This window comes from Cytobacillus sp. MT66, from assembly GCF_058792595.1.
The window spans coordinates 29,236-48,286 of the sequence record NZ_JBXAFB010000002.1 but is presented as its reverse complement, the minus strand read 5'-3'; the positions used below and the strand labels follow the sequence as shown (position 1 = coordinate 48,286).

At 42.1% G+C, this 19,051-nt stretch carries 17 protein-coding genes and 1 riboswitch; of the genes, 7 read left to right on the top strand and 10 right to left on the bottom strand.

The features are described 5' to 3' along the window. Positions 1-3 precede the first annotated feature (3 nt). Entirely contained in the window at positions 4-339 is a 336-nt protein-coding gene (locus AC1Q59_RS03395) for an MGMT family protein (RefSeq protein WP_492364376.1), read from the bottom strand. A 296-nt stretch (positions 340-635) separates the two neighbouring features. Continuing rightward, positions 636-815: riboswitch (Lysine riboswitch) on the top strand. Positions 816-920: 105 nt separating this feature from the next. Here AC1Q59_RS03395 and AC1Q59_RS03390 point away from each other — a divergent pair. Both AC1Q59_RS03390 and AC1Q59_RS03385 read left to right on the top strand, forming a co-directional pair. Next, positions 921-2,354 (top strand): YfcC family protein, encoded by a 1,434-nt coding sequence (locus tag AC1Q59_RS03390; RefSeq protein ID WP_492364375.1) that lies wholly within the window; start codon positions 921-923, stop codon positions 2,352-2,354. Positions 2,355-2,393: 39 nt separating this feature from the next. Beyond that, positions 2,394-3,551 (top strand): M20 metallopeptidase family protein, encoded by a 1,158-nt coding sequence (locus tag AC1Q59_RS03385; RefSeq protein WP_492364374.1) that lies wholly within the window; start codon positions 2,394-2,396, stop codon positions 3,549-3,551. A gap of 177 nt (positions 3,552-3,728) precedes the next feature. Here the strand turns inward: AC1Q59_RS03385 and AC1Q59_RS03380 are convergent, their stop codons facing one another. Then, positions 3,729-5,027: a M20 family metallo-hydrolase gene (locus AC1Q59_RS03380; RefSeq protein WP_492364373.1), complete on the bottom strand. Its 1,299-nt coding sequence runs from the start codon at positions 5,025-5,027 to the stop codon at positions 3,729-3,731. A gap of 128 nt (positions 5,028-5,155) precedes the next feature. On the opposite strand from AC1Q59_RS03380, the gene AC1Q59_RS03375 reads away from it, so the two are divergent. Next, positions 5,156-5,656: a metallophosphoesterase family protein gene (locus tag AC1Q59_RS03375; protein ID WP_492364372.1), complete on the top strand. Its 501-nt coding sequence runs from the start codon at positions 5,156-5,158 to the stop codon at positions 5,654-5,656. Positions 5,657-5,886: 230 nt separating this feature from the next. Then, positions 5,887-6,816, top strand: a complete 930-nt coding sequence (locus tag AC1Q59_RS03370; protein WP_492364371.1) for a ketopantoate reductase family protein — start codon at positions 5,887-5,889, stop codon at positions 6,814-6,816. Between the two features lie 44 nt (positions 6,817-6,860). Here AC1Q59_RS03370 and AC1Q59_RS03365 read toward each other — a convergent pair whose 3' ends face one another. Then, positions 6,861-7,910 carry a YeiH family protein gene (locus AC1Q59_RS03365; RefSeq protein WP_492364370.1) on the bottom strand — a complete coding sequence of 350 codons (1,050 nt, stop codon included), beginning with the start codon at positions 7,908-7,910 and terminating at the stop codon, positions 6,861-6,863. Between the two features lie 343 nt (positions 7,911-8,253). On the opposite strand from AC1Q59_RS03365, the gene AC1Q59_RS03360 reads away from it, so the two are divergent. Further along, positions 8,254-9,714: a CoA-acylating methylmalonate-semialdehyde dehydrogenase gene (locus AC1Q59_RS03360; RefSeq protein ID WP_492364369.1), complete on the top strand. Its 1,461-nt coding sequence runs from the start codon at positions 8,254-8,256 to the stop codon at positions 9,712-9,714. A 58-nt stretch (positions 9,715-9,772) separates the two neighbouring features. Here AC1Q59_RS03360 and AC1Q59_RS03355 read toward each other — a convergent pair whose 3' ends face one another. The 4 genes from AC1Q59_RS03355 to AC1Q59_RS03340 form a co-directional block, all read right to left on the bottom strand. Next, on the bottom strand, positions 9,773-10,558 hold the full coding sequence (locus AC1Q59_RS03355; protein ID WP_492364368.1) for an enoyl-CoA hydratase/isomerase family protein: 786 nt from the start codon (positions 10,556-10,558) through the stop codon (positions 9,773-9,775). Positions 10,559-10,779: 221 nt separating this feature from the next. Then, positions 10,780-11,214: a RidA family protein gene (locus tag AC1Q59_RS03350; protein WP_492364367.1), complete on the bottom strand. Its 435-nt coding sequence runs from the start codon at positions 11,212-11,214 to the stop codon at positions 10,780-10,782. Continuing rightward, positions 11,211-12,425, bottom strand: a complete 1,215-nt coding sequence (locus AC1Q59_RS03345) for a pyridoxal phosphate-dependent aminotransferase (protein WP_492364366.1) — start codon at positions 12,423-12,425, stop codon at positions 11,211-11,213. Before AC1Q59_RS03345 ends, AC1Q59_RS03350 begins: the two co-directional genes overlap by 4 nt. A 126-nt stretch (positions 12,426-12,551) precedes the next feature. Continuing rightward, on the bottom strand, positions 12,552-13,760 hold the full coding sequence (locus tag AC1Q59_RS03340; RefSeq protein ID WP_492364365.1) for a pyridoxal phosphate-dependent aminotransferase: 1,209 nt from the start codon (positions 13,758-13,760) through the stop codon (positions 12,552-12,554). Positions 13,761-13,956: 196 nt separating this feature from the next. On the opposite strand from AC1Q59_RS03340, the gene AC1Q59_RS03335 reads away from it, so the two are divergent. Together AC1Q59_RS03335 and AC1Q59_RS03330 are read left to right on the top strand one after the other, a co-directional pair. Next, complete coding sequence (locus AC1Q59_RS03335; protein WP_492364364.1) at positions 13,957-14,673, top strand: FadR/GntR family transcriptional regulator; 717 nt, start codon at positions 13,957-13,959, stop codon at positions 14,671-14,673. Positions 14,674-14,850: 177 nt separating this feature from the next. Further along, positions 14,851-14,985, top strand: a complete 135-nt coding sequence (locus tag AC1Q59_RS03330) for a hypothetical protein (RefSeq protein WP_492364363.1) — start codon at positions 14,851-14,853, stop codon at positions 14,983-14,985. On the opposite strand, the gene AC1Q59_RS03325 is transcribed toward AC1Q59_RS03330, so the two are convergent. From AC1Q59_RS03325 to AC1Q59_RS03315, 3 genes are read right to left on the bottom strand one after another with little or no spacing between them, the layout of a single operon-like run. Next, positions 14,982-16,169, bottom strand: coding sequence for a Ger(x)C family spore germination protein (locus AC1Q59_RS03325; RefSeq protein WP_492364362.1), 1,188 nt, complete (start codon positions 16,167-16,169; stop codon positions 14,982-14,984). The two genes, AC1Q59_RS03330 and AC1Q59_RS03325, sit on opposite strands and share 4 nt — an antisense overlap. Continuing rightward, positions 16,166-17,269 carry a GerAB/ArcD/ProY family transporter gene (locus AC1Q59_RS03320; protein ID WP_492364361.1) on the bottom strand — a complete coding sequence of 368 codons (1,104 nt, stop codon included), beginning with the start codon at positions 17,267-17,269 and terminating at the stop codon, positions 16,166-16,168. Before AC1Q59_RS03320 ends, AC1Q59_RS03325 begins: the two co-directional genes overlap by 4 nt. Then, a complete protein-coding gene (locus tag AC1Q59_RS03315) occupies positions 17,266-18,834 on the bottom strand; it encodes a spore germination protein (RefSeq protein ID WP_492364877.1) in 1,569 nt (522 codons plus the stop codon). The genes AC1Q59_RS03320 and AC1Q59_RS03315 overlap by 4 nt, the downstream gene beginning before the upstream one ends. Positions 18,835-19,051: the final 217 nt, after the last annotated feature.

The following is a 19,051-nucleotide window of genomic DNA, read 5'->3' as shown; positions in this document are numbered from 1 at the left end:
CACCTATTCCTCGTCTGGAAAAGGAAAGAATTCCGTGTCCAGTTGATAGCCATACCTTTTCATATTGATTGTCCCATCTCTGCTTAAAAATACACCTTCACTGGCAAGCAGTTCCTTTTGACTAAAAGCTGCCTCATCGGTTAATGAGATTTGTCCATCTTTATTAACCACTCGGTGCCAGGGCAATTCGTACTTCTCACTCATCGAATGCAATATCCTTACCACCTGCCTGGCCCCCCTCGGGCTTCCTGCTGCTCTTGCAACCGCGCCATAACTCATAACTTTGCCTCTAGGAATACTCCTTAACACACGAATAACATTTTCAGTAAATGGCTTCACCTAAAATCCCACTCCTTCCACTAAATAACACCAAACAAGCGTGGCGTATATTCCCCCCTATTTTAACACGTTACCGCAACGGGGGCCTGACCCCCACCTGATTAACGCTTTACCGCAACGGGGGACTGACCCCCACCTGATTAACGCTTCACCGCACTGGGGGACTGGCCCCCGCCTGATTAGTGCTTTAGTGTAGGAAGTTCCCTCTTTTTTTAAAAATTATGTTGCAATAACAATTAGAGTTTGTTAAATTAGAAAAATAAATTAATAGTTTTCTTATTTCAATTTCTTTTTGAAGTAAGGATAGAGGTGCGAAGACCAATAGTACTTAGTCGGAGGAGCATGGGATCCGAGGATGGCTATGGAAAGGGGTATTCGCCGAAGCTTTAGGTTGCTCATGTTCTTAAGGCTGGTCCTGATGTTGAATAAATACAGGACTGTCATATAGCTGTGCTATATGGAGGGCTATCTTACGCTAAGAACGAGTTTTGTTTCTAAAGCAGCAGCGAGCCCTCGCTGCTGCTTTTTGCGTTTCATTTATGCCCGTAAATCTAAAAAATGGAAAAGGAGATTTACAGAAAATGAGTATTTCTAGACAGCTAGACAGACAAGAAGAGGAAAAAACACTGAGTGTCAAAAAACAAAAGGGCATTAATATCAACGCGTTCGTTCTAATTTTCGGCGTTATCATCATCTCGGCAATCCTGACCTACATTTTGCCCGCAGGAGAGTATGATAGAATTGAAAAGGACGGCAGAACCATTGTTGTTCCAGATTCGTTTGAGCACATAGCACAGTCTCCTGTTGGATTCTTCGATATTTTTAAGAGTATCCATACCGGCCTAGTCAATAGTGCTGGAATTATCTTTTTTGTCCTAATGGTTGGAGGAGCATTTGGGATTTTAAAAGCTACTGGGGCACTAGATGCCTTAATCTATACTCTGACAAAAAAGTTAGTTAATAAAGAGCTGCTGCTGATACCTGTCATTACGCTGTTCTTTTCAATAGCCGGATCCCTCATGGGTCTAGCGGAAGAAACACTTATCTATATTGCCATTATTGTTCCTCTGGCTATTGCATTAGGATTTGATGCAATCGTTGGATTTGCCGTTGTTTCTTTAGGGGCTAATATGGGATTTATGAGTGCCATTATGAATCCCTTTAATGTAGGCGTTGCTCAAAGCATTGCCGAGCTGCCGGTCTTTTCTGGAATGGGATTTAGAATTGCACTTCTTGCAGCATTTTATCTTGCCGGAGTCACCTACATTTACCTATATGCCAAAAAAATAAAGAAAAACCCAGAGCTTCGCTATTTAGGCAATTTTTCCGACGAAAAGCCGCAAACAAGAGATAATGATGTAAAGTTAGAAACCCATCATAAATGGATATTGGTTATTTTTCTATTAAACTTTGTCGTATTAATTTTTGGCGTCATGAAGCTAGGCTGGTATATAACTGAAATTGCTGCACTGTTTTTATTATTCGGAATCATCGTCGGGTTCATCGGAAAATTAAATCCTAGCCAAATGTCTGACAGCTTTATGTCTGGTGCTAAAGAAGTTATGACTGGCGCTTTAATTATTGGTTTTGCCCAAGCCATTCTTGTTGTATTCCAAGATGGAAAATTAATGGATTCAATTTTATATTATGCCGCTTCCTTCTTAGGCAATCTGCCGCCGGCAATCAATGCTGTTGGAATGTTTTTCGTACAGCTTTTCCTGAACTTTTTAGTTCCATCTGGCAGTGGACAGGCCGCACTAACAATGCCAATTATGGCTCCTTTATCAGATTTAGTCGGTGTTACCAGACAAACATCTGTGTTAGCTTTCCAGCTTGGAGACGGGATCTCAAATTCAATTTTCCCAACAGCTGGTGTACTTATCGCTGGACTAGCCATAGCAGGTATTCCATATACAAAGTGGGTAAAATGGGTATTTCCATTTATTCTTATTGAGGTAGGACTTGCAGTTATTTTCTTGCTTATCGCTCAAGCCATCCAGTACGGGCCATTTTAAGAAGATTCATATATTCGCGAACTAATGGAGGAAATCAACATGGTACAGACAAAATTAGCAAATTCAGATTTAATCCAGTGGACAATTGAGCAGCGCAGACATTTCCACATGTATCCTGAGCTTTCAGGGCAGGAATACAATACGTCTGCATTTGTGAAAGAAAAGCTTGCGGAATTTGGCATTCCCCTTTTAGAAAAGTTCTCTGCTCCAAATGTGGTTGCCTTTTTTAAAGGGACAGAAGGGAAAAGAACCATTGCACTAAGAGCAGATATGGATGCACTTCCACTGCATGAAGAAGGAGAAAAACCTTATATTTCCACAATTCCTGGTGTGATGCATGGATGCGGCCACGATGGCCATACAGCAACGTTATTAGGTGCAGCCAAATGGATGAGTCAAAATCCTGATCAGGTTAAAAATAATATTGTTTTGATTTTCCAAAGCTCTGAAGAGGCTTCACCAAGCGGGGCTAAGCAGCTGGTCAAAGAGGGAGTGTTAGATGGAGTCGATGCGGTTTATGGCATTCATTACATGTCAAGCGTACCTCTTGGAAAAATCGGCTTCGCTTCTGGTTTTGCCATGGCATCCAGCGATGACTTTGATATCGTGATTGAAGGAAAAGGCGGGCATGGCGGAAATCCGCATGAAACGGTCGACCCTATTTATGTAGCTTCCCATTTGATCCAAGGATTCCAGTCCATTGTCAGCAGGAATTTAAATCCGCTGCATCCAGGAGTGATTTCCTTTGGCGGCATGCAGGCAGGCAATTCCTACAATGTCATCCCTGATAAGGTCACCATTAATGGAACCATCCGTGCCCTTACCTTTGACGGAGCCAAATTAATGAATGAAAAAACCGCTCAATTAACAGAAATGCTCTGCGCAAGCTTTGGCGCAAAAGGCCACTATCATTTTATTGAGGGCACGCCGCCGCTTTATAACCATCCAGAATCCTGTGAGGTAGCAAAAGGAATTATCCAGTCAACCTTTGGTGAGGATGTATTCATGGACGTAGCACCAGTTCTAGGTGCGGAAGATTTCTCCTTTTACCTAAAGGAAATCACAGGAGCATTTATTAATGTCGGCATGCAAGGTGAGAGAAGCCAATACCCTCACCACCATCCGAAATTCGATATTGACGAAACAGCCATCCCCGCTGGACTTGAACTGATGATTCAGCTGGCACTGCAGGCGTAAAATATTTTGTAAAATAAAGAGTGCAAGCCACTAGAGCTTGCACTCTTCTATTTTAACGCATTACTCTATTGGGGGCCTGTCCCCCACTGCTTTAACGCTTTACCCTAGCGGGGGCCTGTCCCCCATTACTTTAACGCTGTACCCTAGCGGGGACCTGTCCCCCACCACTTTACCGCTTTACCTCGAGACACCTTTCTCCCCAAGGTCCTCTACGAATGCCTTCAAGACATGTACCGCTTTTACGCAGTCATTAAGGTCTGTCCATTCGCGCGGGTTGTGGCTGATTCCGTCTTTGCTGCGGACAAAGATCATGGCGACTGGGATTTCAGTCCCGAGGATCATGGAATCATGGCCGGCTCCACTCGGAATACGAATGGGTTCAATATCATATTTGTTCAAGGCACCCCTTAACCGCTCCTGAAGATCTTCGCTTATTGGGATCGGCATTATTTTTGAATTGATATTTATTTTTACTTCAATCTGCCTTTCAGTACTAATTTTATTAGCAGCATCAATAATTAGGCTGACAAGACGATCACGTGAATCCTCATGAATATCCCGGATATCAACAATCATATCTACTTGCTGCGCAATAACATTTACTCCATTTGGCTGGATATCCATTTTTCCAACAGTCGCTACAGCCGTGTTGGAAACCTGCTTTGGCAAGGTTTCAATTGCTTGAACAAACATGCCCGCCGCAACCACAGCATCCTTACGACCTATCATTGGTGTATTGCCTGCATGACCCGCTTCCCCGATAAAGGAAACTTTTACCCAAGCAGGACCGGCAATGCCGCTGACAATACCAACCGGCTGCCCATCTCTTTCAAGAATTTTTCCTTGCTCGATATGAACTTCGACAAATGCTTCTATCTCGGTTTTTTCCTTATTCGCACCAAGATAAGCGTCAACGCTGCTTCCATACTCCCCGATAACCTCTTCGAACGTTTTACCATCCTGATCCCTAAAATTCTCTAATTCCTCACGGGTAACCTGTCCCATGTAGGCACGACTTCCCGTTAGACCAACTTTAAATCTGGATCCCTCTTCATCGGAAAAAATGGCAACCTCATATGGCTTATTCGGAACAAATCCTTCTGCCTTCCAAGCCTGGACAACCTCTAAAGCAGCTAAAACCCCTAATGGACCATCAAAATTGCCGCCGTTCGGCACGCTATCTACATGTGAACCAGAACCAATAGCGGACCCAGAAGTGCGGCCTTCCATTCTCCCAAACACATTGCCGGCCCCATCTGTTCTTACAGACAGACCAGCTTCCTTCATCCAGTCAATCACTAGTTCCTTCGCATTTTTTTCTTCATTAGAATAGCCTGGTCTGGTAACACCGCCGCTTTCCATGCTTCCGATTTTTGAAAGCTCATACAACCGCTTAGCGAGCCTTTCCCCGCTCACCCCAGAATGATTTAAGTTCAGATCATAGTCTTTTATTAATTTTTCGTAAAATGACTGCATGCTGTTCCGCTTCCCTTCTGTCTGTCCAGGCAAAATCTGCCTGTTTGTCTTTCTTTCATTGTCCTAGTCTAGTAAGATGTTTTCAAGTGAAATTTCAGTTAAAGTGAAATCTTATGGGGTGAAAAAATATGAAAATTGCTGTGCTATCTGATACACATATGCCAAAACGTGCTAAGCAGCTTCCCGATACGGTTATCGATGAAATAAAAGATACGGATATGATCATCCATGCTGGGGATTGGACAAGTCTTGAGGTGTACGAGGAATTAAAAAGGATTGCTCCTGTTATTGGAGTCTATGGGAATGTTGATCCGCCGGAGGTTCAAGAGTTTTTTGAAGTGCGTAAAATCGTGGAGGTTGGAAAAATAAAAATCGGCATCACCCATGGCCATCTTGGAAAAAAGAAAACGACCCCTGAGCGTGCCCTTGAAGCCTTTCAGCATGAAAAAATGGATATAATTACGTTCGGGCACTCACATATCCCCTATTTGCAAACACATGGCGAAACTATTCTATTTAATCCCGGGTCACCAACCGACAAGCGATTCCAGCCAAAATTCTCCTACGGAATCATTACTATTAATGAAGGAGAACCAATAGAAGTAAAACATGTATTCTTTCCAAACTAAGTTACCCTTTACCGCCTAAGTCTGCTCCGAGTACTCCCAGAGCCAAATAATGAAAAATTAATGTATAATTATCATAAATGATAGGCATCCCTTTAACGCATCACAGCAATGGGGCCTCTCCCCCAATGCTTTACCGCTTTAAACTGCTGGGGGCCTGTCCCCCAATGCTTTACTGTGCTAAACAAACGGGGTTCCCGCTATCTTGAAATACTGCAAAGGAGGAATTTGGAATGGGAGCTATTCGTACGGTTTCTTTGATTGGACTTGGTGCCATTGGTGCCGCTTATGGGAGCAAGCTTCAGGAGTATTTAGGAGATTCGTTTCGCGTGATTGCGAATGCCGAGCGGGTTAGTCGGTATGAGAAGTCTCCGTTTGAAATTAATGGAAAGGAATACCGGTTTCATTACATAACTCCTGAGATGGATACAGAACCTGCTGATCTCGTTATTGTCGCGGTGAAGAACGCTGAATTGCCTCAGGCCATTAAGGATATGAAAAATCATGTTGGCCCTAACACAATTATTCTATCGTTGTTAAATGGAATCACCAGTGAAGAAGAAATTTACAATGAATATCAAAATGAGCATATTCTTTACAGCATGAGCGTGGGAATTGATGCGGTACGTGAAGCCAATCAAATTACCTTCTCAAGTCTAGGAAGGATCTGCTTTGGTGAAAAGTACCAGTCCATTTCAGATGATGTTCTTTCCGTAAAAGAACTATTTGAGCAAGCTAGCGTTCCCTATGAAATCCCTGAAAACATGTATCGGGAATTATGGTGGAAGTTTATGCTAAATGTTGGTGTAAACCAAGTCACAGCTGTTTTACAAGCGCCATATGGGGTGATCCAAAAGGTTCCAGCAGCACTCGAGTTAGTTGAATCAGTTATGCGCGAGGTAGTTGCTGTATCAGAAAAAGCGGATGTCCTCTTGAACGAAGACGATGTGAAAAGAGTCGGGCCTACCATTAATAAGCTTTCTCCAGAAGGAAAAACATCCATGCTTCAGGATGTTGAAGCAGGCAGAAAAACTGAAGTCGAGTCCTTTGGAAAAGTAGTCTGTGAATTAGGAAAAAAATACAATATCCCTACGCCGTTTAACGAGCAGCTCTATCAAATGATCAAAGTCATCGAAGAAAGAGCGAAGCTAGAAGCAAATTGAAAGAGCCGCCCTGACTCAGTCCAAGGGCGGTTCTTTCATTTAGCTCACACGATTAAATAAATAATGGATATACTTACGACAGCAACAATAACAGACGCAATTAATCCTAAATAAACAGGCTTCATGCCAATTTTGCGAATTTCCTTGAAGTCCGCACCTAATCCGACACTTGCCATGGCCATTAGAATCATAAATTTGGAAACAGCTGTCACATACTCTACAACAGTTTCATTAAATAGCCCCAACGTGTTTAAGATCGACATGCCAAGGAATCCAAGCAAGAACCATGGAAAAATCTTTGATACCTTCACCTTGCTCCCTTGTCCCTGCTCTTTGCTGCCCTTCATACTTACATAAATACCAATTAGAATCGCCAAAGGCACCAAAAATAAGGTCCTGGTTAACTTTACAACAGTCGCGACTCCGCCAGCTTCATTGCTGTAAGCAAATCCTGCGGCCACAACCGAAGAGGTATCATGAATAGCCGTACCGGCCCACATCCCAAAGATTTCATTGCTCATTCCAAAAATGGAGCCCAAAATCGGATATAAGATGACTGCAATCACATTGAAAACAAAGATAGTAGTAATCGCATATGCCGTTTCTTCCTCTTTAGACTTCATAATGGGAGATACCGTGGCAATTGCTGTCGCACCGCAAATCGCTGTTCCAACCCCAATCAGCGCAGGAATCTTTCCGGTCAGCCCCATCAAACGGCCAATATAAATAGTCAGGAAAATCCCTAAAATAACTACGGCCAAAATCGCTAATATAGACTTCCCGCCTATGGTAAAAACCTGCCAGAGATTAAGGCTTGTCCCCAAAAGGATAATGGCATATTTTAATACTTTCTTTAAGGAATATTGCACACCCGGGTTAAAAACAGCTGGCACACCTATAAAATTACGAATTAAGATACCTAAAACAATCGCTGTAACCGTTGCTCCAACCACAGGTATATCATTTCCAACACTTTGAGACACATATGCAATTAAAAAAACCATGATGAGTCCCGCAAGGTTCTTCCCCAGTTTTGTTTCTTTAAATAATTGTCTAGCAGGTTCTATCCTGGGCCGTTCATTCTGTAGTTCCATTCCTCACACTCCTAATATCAATTCAATCTGCTGCAGCCCCCGATGGCTATCAACATCCGGCAATATGTAAAAAATTCTGCTCGGAGGGATTTCGCCTCTATAAGTTTATTACAATAGGAACTAACCAATCAAGAAACGTTTCGTAACACGGCCTCCCCCTTTCCAATCACTTGTATTATCATCACATACTTTTCATAATATTCAAATATTATCATTATATTCGATTTGATTGCCTCTTTTCCCTGCACATAACGAAAAGAAGGGATTTAAATCCCAGGAAGCGAATCATATGATTAAACACAAGGACAAGCATTGCAAAGTAAAACCGAAAGGAGATACATACATGACAGCTAATACAGAAGTAAAAAAACTTAAGAATTTTATTGGAGGCAAGTGGGTAGAATCCAGCACGGAAAAATATGAACCAGTATATAATCCTGCAACCGGAGAAGTAATCAGCAATGTTCCGCTTTCCACAAAGGATGACTTGAATGAGGCTGTTGAAATAGCACATGTTGCCTATCAATCTTGGAAAAAGGTGCCGGTTCCGCGCCGGGCACGAATTCTATTCAAGTACCAGCAGCTATTGACCGAACACTGGGACGAATTGGCTCGCCTAATTACCATTGAGAATGGCAAAAATTTCGAGGAAGCCTATGGCGAGGTGCAGCGCGGCATAGAATGTGTTGAGTTTGCGGCAGGAGCGCCAACCTTAATGATGGGCGAGCATCTTCCCGATATTGCCAATGACATTGAATCGGGCATGTACCGTTACCCGCTTGGCGTCATTGGCGGGATTACTCCGTTTAACTTCCCAATGATGGTGCCTTGCTGGATGTTTCCGCTCGCAATTGCCTGCGGGAATACGTTTGTTCTGAAGCCATCTGAACGCACACCGTTATTGGCCAACCGCTTGGCTGAGCTTTTCACAGAAGCTGGCCTCCCCGACGGTGTGCTGAATATTGTTCATGGTGCCCATGATGTAGTCAACGGCATATTAGAACATAAAAAGATTAAAGGAGTATCCTTCGTTGGTTCGCAGCCAGTGGCAGAATTCGTCTATAAAACAGCTGCCGCTAACGGCAAACGAGTGCAGGCACTGGCCGGTGCAAAAAACCATACGATTGTCATGCCTGATGCTAACCTGGACCATGCCGTGCAAAACATTATTTCTGCTGCCTACGGGTCAGCAGGTGAACGCTGCATGGCTTGCTCTGTTGTTGTTGCTGTCGGTGAAATTGCCGATGAACTTGTTAATAGGCTTGTAAAAAAAGCTGACAGCTTAACCATTGGCAATGGATTGGATGAAGGGGTATTCCTCGGCCCGGTGATCCGCGAAGCCCATAAAGACCGCACTCTTCAATATATTGAAATCGGGGAAAAGGAAGGGGCTACACTAGTCCGCGACGGCAGAAAAGATGTCCAGGGAAACAGCAGCGGCTACTTTGTTGGCCCGACCGTTTTTGACCACGTCAAACCTGGGATGAAAATTTGGAGTGATGAAATTTTCGCCCCAGTTCTTTCTATTATAAGAGCAGACGATTTAAGCGAAGCGATTGATATTGCTAACCAGTCTGATTTTGCCAACGGGGCGTGCATTTTTACAGATAGTGCGAAAGCGATTCGCCAATTTCGCGAGGAAATCGACGCGGGCATGCTTGGAGTCAATCTCGGCATACCAGCACCCATGGCTTTCTTCCCATTTTCCGGGTTCAAGAATTCCTTTTATGGAGATCTGCATGCGAATGGGAAAGACGGAGTGGAATTTTACACAAGAAAGAAAATGCTTACGGGAAGATATTAAACCTAAAAAATGCCCTTGGCCTCCTTTACTGGGAATCCAAGGGCTTTCTCTATCTGCCTTATTTCAGATAATCTGCTTCACGTTTTTCTAAAAAAGCTGAAATCCCTTCTTTCCCCTCCATGCTGTTCGCTCTTTCGGAGATGAATTGGGATTCCATGCTCATTTGCGATTCTAGTGTTTCTTGAAAGGAATGATATAAAAGTTTTTTGGTTGCTCCAAATGAATTCATCGATCCTTTTGCCAGTTTCCCCGCACTTTCAAGGACCACTTCCATTAATTTGTCTTTTGGAACAATCTGGTTAACAATCCCCCATTTCTTTGCCTCAAAAGCACCCAATGGCCGGTTGGTATACATTAGTTCTAACGTGCGTTTCATCCCAATCATCCGCGGCAAAAAATAACTTCCCGCTCCATCAGGCGTTAAGCCGATTCGATTATAAGCGGTGACAAATTGTGCTTCATCTGACGCGTAAATAAGATCGCAAGCACAAGCAAGACTCATCCCGCCGCCAGCTGCTGCCCCATTCACAGCTCCGATAAATGGTTTATTCATACGGGCAAAATGTGAGATAGCCTGGTGGAAATAGCCTGTTACTATTTTTAGATGGGACCCGATTTCTTCACCTTGTCTCGCAAAACTCTTTAAATCTCCGCCAACAGAAAATGCGGTTCCTGCCCCCGTAATAACTACAGCGCGGATGTCCTCACTTTCAGAGCAAAAGATGGCGATCTCCATTAATTTCTTCGCCATTTGATAATCAATGGCATTTCCTTTTTCCGGGCGGTTTAATGTAATGATGCCTACATGTTCTTCAATTACCAGGTTTACACTTTTATCTTCCAATCAAACTCCTCCTATTATTTTCTAGTAACAAATGAATGTATTTAAATATATTCTTTAACCTTTTAAACAATCCTGTTTATATAATTTCGGCTCTGTTAAATTTGGCCGTTCCGTTCCAGGCGCTTCGCTCCAATCAACTAAGCGGTTAACCCAAAATCAAAAACGGAACTGCCGCATAAGGACAGTCCCGCTTTTGAAAAATTATTTTTATGACAAGTATCTTATATTACTCCTGCAACCAGCTGAATCTCTACCGGTGCATTCCCCGGCAATGAGGCAACACCGATTGCTGCGCGGGCACCAATGCCTGCGTTTCCTAGCTTTTCGTGCAGGTAAGCTGAAGCAAAGTCTGCCAGTTTCGAATGTGCTTCAAATGTATCTTCTGCATTAACATAAACAGTAAGTGAGAGGATTTGCGCTAGCACTTCGCCTTCTTCTAGCAAATTCCTTGCGCCAGTCAGGGCATTGCTTATTGATTGAATAACCGCATCCCGATACGCATCAATGGGCTGTTCGGCAGTGACCTTTCCGCTTTGGATCAGAACGCCATTATTTCTTGGTGTCATCCCAGCGGTATAAATCAGATTGCCAAAGCGTGTGGCCGGCGCATAATGTCCTTGCGGTATCGGATTTACATTTTCCCCTAATTTGCTCATTTGCGATACTCCTCCACTACCTTTATGACACGCTCGATTGCTGCTACTGCTGCTTGATGATCCTGTGAAAAATTGATTCGGAAACTATTTGTGAACTGCGGACCAAATTCAGTACCAGGCGTTACGATCACATCGGCTTGAAGGCGAAGAATTTTCGCAAACTCTTCAATTGAAACATCTAATTCCGGAAGTTGCGGAAATAGGTAGCTTCCCGCTTCTGTTGCTCGAACCTTATAGCCATCCGCTGAGCGGAATTTTTCCAATAAATCATCACGAATGGCTTGATGCTGGGCAATACGTTCAGTCATCCAGCCTTCAGGCTCAGAGAACCAAGTTTTCATCACTGCTTGGTTATAGCCGCCTGCACGCAAGGACACAATTGCCTGCAGCTTTTCCATACGTTCAATAATTTTCGCTGATCCAAATGCTACACCAAGACGGAAACCGCTTAGTGATTCTGTTTTTGATGGCCCCATAATAGTGATGACTTTTTCTGGATCCAAGATATTCTGCGCACATAGATGCGTATAGCTTCGTCCATCAAAAATCTGACGGGAATACAGTTCGTCAGCGATAACAGTAACATCATATTGATGGGCAAGTTCTGCAATCGCGCGAATTTCATCTGCCGAATAGACAACACCAGTAGGGTTATTAGGATTCGAGAACAAGAAGAGCTTCACACCTGCTTTAAATGCATCCTCCAGCTGTGTTAAGTTCAAGCCTGCGCCTTCATCTGTGCTGTAATAATCAATCTCGACAGGAACAACTTCGCCTTCAAAGAATTCAACCAGTTTCCGGTTAGCAAAGTAGTCTGGCACTACAATTGCAACCTTATCGCCTCTGGCAACGGCAGAACCCATAGCCAAGAAAAGCGCCCCTTGTGTTCCAGGAGTAATGATTAAGTTTTGTTCTGCATCGATTGTCGAGCCCGTGAAAGTTGCAAGCTTTTGCGCTAAATCTTCACGAATCTCTTTACTTCCCCGATACTCAGTATAGGCCTGCTTTCCGCCAACATTAAAACCATCGATAAAGACATCTAAAGAACCCGGAATTGGAGCAAATGCATCCACATCTCCATGCGAAAAATCAACAGGTGTACCAGGAAGCTTATCCCCGCGCAATTCAATTTCATCCGTTTTCTGGCGTACTTCTTGTCCAGGTGCATTGTCAGCTCCAAGTTTTAAAAACTTTTCTTCTATTAAATTCATTTTTAATTCCCCCTCGTTTTTCGGTTTTACTATCTTAAGCTTTAAAATAGATTGACTGCCGCTTTTTACATGAAAGAAAATTTCGGCATCATCAAAGCCTTTCACTTCTTTTCTAACAAGCCGCAGTTAAACCAATTTAGCAACAAAATCCTTTAATTTCTCCATGCCTTGGATGATTGTAGTTTCATCGGTTGCATAAGCCAGCCTAATCGACCCCGGCATGCCAAAGCTGCTCCCAGGGATAACCAGAATATGCGCATATTCCAATAGCAGATCGGTAAGCTGCTCATCATCGGTAATTTCAATTCCATTGTACTTTTTGCCAAAGAGGCCTTGAACACCAGGGAAAACATAGAAAGCACCTTTTGGATATGAACACTCTATGCCTGGCATGTCTTGAAGGTACCCGACCATTAACTTTCTGCGTTTATCGTATTCTGCAATCATTTCGTTAATAGGTTCAAATGGCCCCTGCAATGCTTCAATACTTGCTATCTGAATAAAGGATGCAGCATTGCTCGTCATCTGACTTTGGAGTTTATTCATCGCTTTGGCAATTTCCAAAGGCGCTGCAGCATAACCCATTCGCCAGCCAGTCATTGCAAAAGCCTTGGAAAAGCCATTAATCGTAACCGTTCTTTCTAGCATCTCTTGACTTAGGCTGCCGATGCTTACATGCACTTGTCCGTCATAGATTAATTTTTCATAGATTTCATCGGCCATAACTAATAAATTGTGACGCAGGCAGACTTCTGCAATTTCCTCCAGTTCCGCTTTTGTATAAACAGAGCCTGTAGGATTGCCAGGAGTATTTAAGATTAATAATTTGGTATTTGGTGTAACGGCAGATGTCAATTCCTCTGCAGTAAGTTTAAAATCATTGCTATTATCAGTTTTAACCAGAACAGGTTTAGCGCCTGTCAGCTTAACCTGTTCGGCATAACTAACCCAGCCTGGCACAGGTATGATGACCTCATCCCCCGGATCAAGAACGGCAAACATCATGTTTGTAATCGAGTGTTTTGCGCCCGAAGAGACAACAATCTGTTCAGGACTGTACTGAAGCCCGTTTTCTTGCATTAATTTTGCCGAAATGGCTTCCCTAAGTTCTAGAATTCCAGGAACAGGAGTGTATTTTGTATAGCCATCCTTCATTGCCCGATAGGCTGACTCGATGATATGGTCTGGTGTGATAAAATCTGGCTCACCTTGACCAAAGATTGAAATATCAATCCCCTGTTTTCTTAACTCTCTTGCCTTCATGGTTAGAGCAATTGTTGGGGACGAATCAATTTGGTGGACACGCTTAGAAAGAACTTCTTTGACTGTATTCACATTTGCACCGCCTTTAAATTTAAAAATAGTTACATTACTGCGATAAATCTTTTATAATTGTTTTAAAAGTATTCTAAAGTTGTAATGGTCAGACCATACAAACATTAAAACATGTATGTATAGGATTACTTTACCATCAATAATTAAGTTTTGTAAATAATAAATCTTCTAAATTTTACAATAAAGGGGTGCGGTTATGTCTCTAAAATCTATTCAGAAAAAAAGCTTATATGAAGAAATCGTTCAGCAAGTCATTCAATATATTAAAAATGAAAATTTATCGCCTGGTGACAAATTGCCTTCGGAAGATAAACTTGTTGCCTTATTTCAAGTGAGTAAAACCGCAGTCCGAGAAGCGTTAAGCATTCTGGCATCGAAGGGTATTATTGAAAAACGGCCTGGTGTAGGTAGTATTATTCAGGAAATAACAGGCAGTACATTTGTCGAAAATATAACGACTCAGCTTATCTTTAATCAGCAATCCTTACAGGAAATCTTAGAGTTTCGGCGGGTAATGGAGGTTGAAGCCACTGGATTAGCGGCACAGCGCGCAACAAAAGAACAAATGAAAAAAATAAAAAAGGCTCATCTTGATTTAATCGCCGTTAACAATAAAGGAGAAATCGGGATTGATGAGGATTTTAATTTTCACTATCAGATCATCGTCGCATCAAACAATTCAATCTATAAAACGATATTTGACGCCATCTCTCCGAAGATATTTGAAGCTATCAAAATCACCAAGAAGCAGTCGCTCATGCTATCGCAAAGCTATATCACTGCAACTCACCAGGAGCATGAAGCAATATTGAATGCAATTTTAGCAAAAGATGTAAGTAAAGCGCGCTCGGAAATGCTAAATCATTTACAAAAAAATGAAGAGAAATTGTGGAGTAATGAACTAGTTTTTTAGCTTTTTGAAAAAAGATAACTGCCTGTTATACAAACCCGGCAGTTACCTTTTTACATGGCAGAGAGCTGCTGTGGATCAAAATTCACTTGCCGCTACTCCCCTTTCTTCCAAGGCGGATCCCCGTATTTATGTAATTTTTGGTTAATCTTATAAAATATCCAGGGGATGAGGGCTGACATGATGGACGAAATGATGATCAAATTAGTAGGAAATCTTCCCAACAGTTTTTCTAACATAGATCTATCTCCTTTTTTCCATTCAGGTGTGAACCAAGAAAAACTGGCGGTAAAAAAATCTCACCGCAAATCCTAATCCCTTTCATTCTGAATAATCCCGCCAGTACCCCTGATAATTGTTTTTACTTTGATATTGATATCGCTTTTGACGAAGTAATTCTCACCGCTATCCCAGTTGTCGATGAGCTTTTTTCTCCACAAATCATAGTCTTTTCGTCTGACATAATCACCCAAACCAAGAGCATCAATTTTTAAATCATCTTGCAGGGTTTTTACCGTTCGTTCTGCCGATTTTTTGATTTCTTCCCTAAATGCCTGTTCAGCTTTTCTCAAGACTTCCTTATCAGTAAAATTAAAATTACCGAATGATTCCCCAATCACTCCTTCGGTTTCAATGAGAATATCAAAGGTAATATGATTGGGATCGTCGGTATTAACTTTTATCTTGCTCTTCGCATATTTAATTTCATAGACAACCATGAAATCATCAACGGTTGCTTTAACAATTCCGCTTTTATAATCTCCCTTAATAAAGTTTAATCCCTCTGTCACTGGCCCGCTAATAAAGTCAGCCATTGTATTGTCACGGCCTTTGATGACAGCAGCACCTTCCACATCAATTTTTCCATCCTTAATTTCAATTTTTGGAACAATAAAACTGTCTTTTGATACGAGAAATTTATGAACCGTTCCGATCCGCACCTCCTGCAGCATTAAGGGGTTTTTAGGTGCATTGCCAACAATTGATTCAATGAACATGACAGGCAAAGGCTCTGTTTTCGTATTATATTGCAGGATATCAGAGGCTTCCCCTTTGGCGATGAGAATTTTGACTCCCCTGCGCATTTCATGGTCCCTGCGAAAAATATCCATGATGTTCGCAAATGCCCCTGGTGTCTTTGCCACTTCTTCCGAAATAATAATCATTTTTAGATGTTCAAAAAAAAGGGAACGGCTCGTTCGTTGGGCTAAATATCGAATTTGCTGAAAGAGAGAATCATTTGATAGGGATAGATTTTGAAAAGCGGGAAGATTACCGCTACTTGTTCCCGAACCCTGGGATAGCCCGCCGGGAATGACGAGCTGATACGTACCCTTATAAACATGGGAAGTCTTTTGTTCCTCCACTTTTCCATCCTCCCCAATATCAATAGCTACACCAACAGTGAATCCCCGCTCCTCAATTTCAACACGATCCCAGCAGCCTGTTAATAAAAGAGACAGCAAGAGCAAACAAAGAGCATTCACCCATTTATTCATGACTCTCCGATCCTCCTTATCTTTGCAATGATTAATAATATGGAAGGGAGAATAATGGCCACCAATACCCCAGAATAACTGATGATTTTTCCAAATCCCATTATTTCGATAAAGCTTTGCGGATACATACAAATTAGGTATACCATCGGGCTAATAATGATGATAGCATTTTTCTTTTTTAACTTTTTGAACATAGAACGCAAAGAGATGACTGTCATATCAAGGGACATCGCAGCTGTATTAAAAATCGCCATAATCCAAATCGTAAAAAATAGTGACTCAAATCGTTCAAAAAATCCGCCCGGAACTTGAATTTCCTTTGCCAACTCAATCGTGGGAAAGACCATCGTCGATGTTGAATCATTTGAAAATACTCCGATACAGGTTGTAAAAAGCACTAAATACAGCAGGATGACCATACCCATACCCTTCACTGCTGCTTTGGGCGCTTCTTTTGGTTTATTCATTAATGCGATGTAGAAAAGCAAAATGGCAAATCCCTGCATAGAAAAAAAACTTTGTTTAATTCCCGCCACATACCCATTCCAATCAGTGGTTAATACAGGGAAAAGGTTATGATAATCAAAATAAGCAATATTCATGAAAGAAATCGCCAGGGCAACACAATAGATAATTGGTAAAAACAAAATATTTAAACGCAAAATCCCTACACGTGATCCTGATACTGCATACACAACTACCAGTAAAAATAAAACGGACAAAACCTCAACCGGTGTCTGATCAAAAAGATATTGCTTAGCAATCTCGGCAATCATCCTAACCTCATACGCAGCTAAAATCATCGCATGAACGGTTAGTATCATTTTTAAAACAAAGACAACAGGCTTCGGCACAAGTAGTGGAACAAAGGAGAAAAGCGGCTTTCCTGGAAACTTGGATGCAAGCTTTGCATTTACCCATGTAAAAAAAACCGCTAGAAAGCCACCAATTAAAAGCGACACTGCACCGTCGTAAAAATTAGTTTCATTTGCCAGGCTGCGAGGCAAAAACAAAATGCCAATTCCAATTACCATTGAAGGAACGGCAAACATAATCTCCTTTGCGCCAACTTCTTCATCCCCGTATTCTAAGGACCTCAAGATGATTCACCCTCTTTATTGAACCGCACCTTATCATCTGTTTGCATATATTTAGGACGCTTAGAAAGATAAAAAATCGGGCTGCGGATAACAAGATCCCTCCAGTCCCTTAGAAAATTTGGAGCAAAGGGTGCTGAATAGGGAACACCAAAGCTTTTCAAATTGACAAGATGGATATTAATCATAATGTACGTAAGGATGATTCCATACAAACCAAAAAAACCTGCTGACAGCATAAATACAAATCGAAGAATTCTCAGTGAGATAGAAAAGCTATAAGAAGGCAGCGAAAAAGATGCAACAGCTGTAATAGCAACGACAATAACCATAATGGGACTGACAATCCCAGCCCGGACGGCTGATTCCCCAATAACAAGACCGCCAACAATGCCGATTGTCTGGCCGATAGGTCTTGGCAAACGGATCCCTGCTTCTCTAAGCATTTCCATGGTAAATTCCATTAAAAACGCTTCTATAAAAGCAGGAAATGGGACTCCTTCTCTTGTTGCAGCAATAGAAAAGGCTAACTTTGAGGGAATCATGCCAGGGTGATAGGAAACTAAGGCAATATAAATGGATGGCAAAAAGACGGCTATGAAGGCGCCAATGTAGCGCAGAATCCGTATTAAGGTGCCAACCATCCACCGTTCATAATAATCCTCCGGAGATTGTAAGGTGTTGCCGAATGTTACGGGTGCAATTAGAACAAACGGTGTACCATCAAGGATAATGGCTATTTTTCCTTCCAACAGAGAGCTAACTACTTTGTCCGGCCTTTCCGTATGCATCAATTGCGGAAATGGAGATAAGAAATTATCTTCAATCCATTGCTCAATATAGCCAGATTCCGGGGCATCATCTAGATCAACGGTTTCAAGACGACGCTTCGCTTCCTTTACTAGGGCTGGATTTGCAATGCCTTCAATATGAGCCATTACAAGGTCTCTTTTTGACCGGCGGCCAATCTTAAAAGAAGTCAACCGCAAATTGGGATCTTTGATGCGCCGGCGGATTAAAATGATATTGGTCCGGAGATTTTCAATAAATCCATCCCGAGGACCTCTAATTAGCCCTTCAGATAAAGGCTCTTCAATAGAGCGGTTTTCCCAGCCTCTGCTTCCAATAATTAGACCATCTGTTAATCCATCAATCAAAAGAATAGTATCTCCGGACAGCAAGGCTAACGATAACTCATCAAAGGTGTTTGCCCTTTTAATTTCACTGTTCGAAACAACCTTTTCAATAAGCACTTCCAAAATTTCCTCAGGCAATGCCGATAAATGGATGTCACTTTTTTTCACTTCAAACAAGAGTGACGGAAGAACTTGGTGATTAATTAACTCACTATCGGCAAGCCCATCGATAAAAAACAGCGCACATTTTACATCTGTCGTCCCTAATTTGATCTTTCTGACGATCAGATCGTTCGGTGAATGCATGGAGGATTGAATGTTGTTAATGTTCTTTTCTAAATCCTTGAAAATTCCAATATAAAAATCTTCATTTGACTGCTGCTTAGCCTGACTCTTCGAAAAACCCTTCCTGCCAAATAAAAATTTCAAAATCCCCGCTCACCTCTTCTAAATATCCTCCTTCCAATAATGGACAAAACCCGACACATATATACAGCCCCAAACCACCCCCAAAACATAAAAAACTTCATCCCTTTAACACTTTAAACACCTGGGGGTCAAACACCTGGGGGTCAGGCCCCCAGTGCTTTAACGCATTAACGAAGCGGGGGTCAGGCCCCCGGCGCTTTAACGCATTAATGATGCGGGG

Excerpts from the sequence above, each read along its gene's own strand:
- AC1Q59_RS03325 (WP_492364362.1), bottom strand. The coding sequence starts at position 16,169 with ATGAATAAATGGGTGAATGCTCTTTGTTTGCTCTTGCTGTCTCTTTTA.
- AC1Q59_RS03350 (WP_492364367.1), bottom strand. The coding sequence starts at position 11,214 with ATGAGCAAATTAGGGGAAAATGTAAATCCGATACCGCAAGGACATTAT.
- AC1Q59_RS03370 (WP_492364371.1), top strand. The coding sequence starts at position 5,887 with ATGGGAGCTATTCGTACGGTTTCTTTGATTGGACTTGGTGCCATTGGT.
- AC1Q59_RS03375 (WP_492364372.1), top strand. The coding sequence starts at position 5,156 with ATGAAAATTGCTGTGCTATCTGATACACATATGCCAAAACGTGCTAAG.
- AC1Q59_RS03390 (WP_492364375.1), top strand. The coding sequence starts at position 921 with ATGAGTATTTCTAGACAGCTAGACAGACAAGAAGAGGAAAAAACACTG.
- AC1Q59_RS03360 (WP_492364369.1), top strand. The coding sequence starts at position 8,254 with ATGACAGCTAATACAGAAGTAAAAAAACTTAAGAATTTTATTGGAGGC.
- AC1Q59_RS03335 (WP_492364364.1), top strand. The coding sequence starts at position 13,957 with ATGTCTCTAAAATCTATTCAGAAAAAAAGCTTATATGAAGAAATCGTT.
- AC1Q59_RS03365 (WP_492364370.1), bottom strand. The coding sequence starts at position 7,910 with ATGGAACTACAGAATGAACGGCCCAGGATAGAACCTGCTAGACAATTA.
- AC1Q59_RS03330 (WP_492364363.1), top strand. The coding sequence starts at position 14,851 with ATGATGGACGAAATGATGATCAAATTAGTAGGAAATCTTCCCAACAGT.
- AC1Q59_RS03380 (WP_492364373.1), bottom strand. The coding sequence starts at position 5,027 with ATGCAGTCATTTTACGAAAAATTAATAAAAGACTATGATCTGAACTTA.
- AC1Q59_RS03385 (WP_492364374.1), top strand. The coding sequence starts at position 2,394 with ATGGTACAGACAAAATTAGCAAATTCAGATTTAATCCAGTGGACAATT.
- AC1Q59_RS03345 (WP_492364366.1), bottom strand. The coding sequence starts at position 12,425 with ATGAATTTAATAGAAGAAAAGTTTTTAAAACTTGGAGCTGACAATGCA.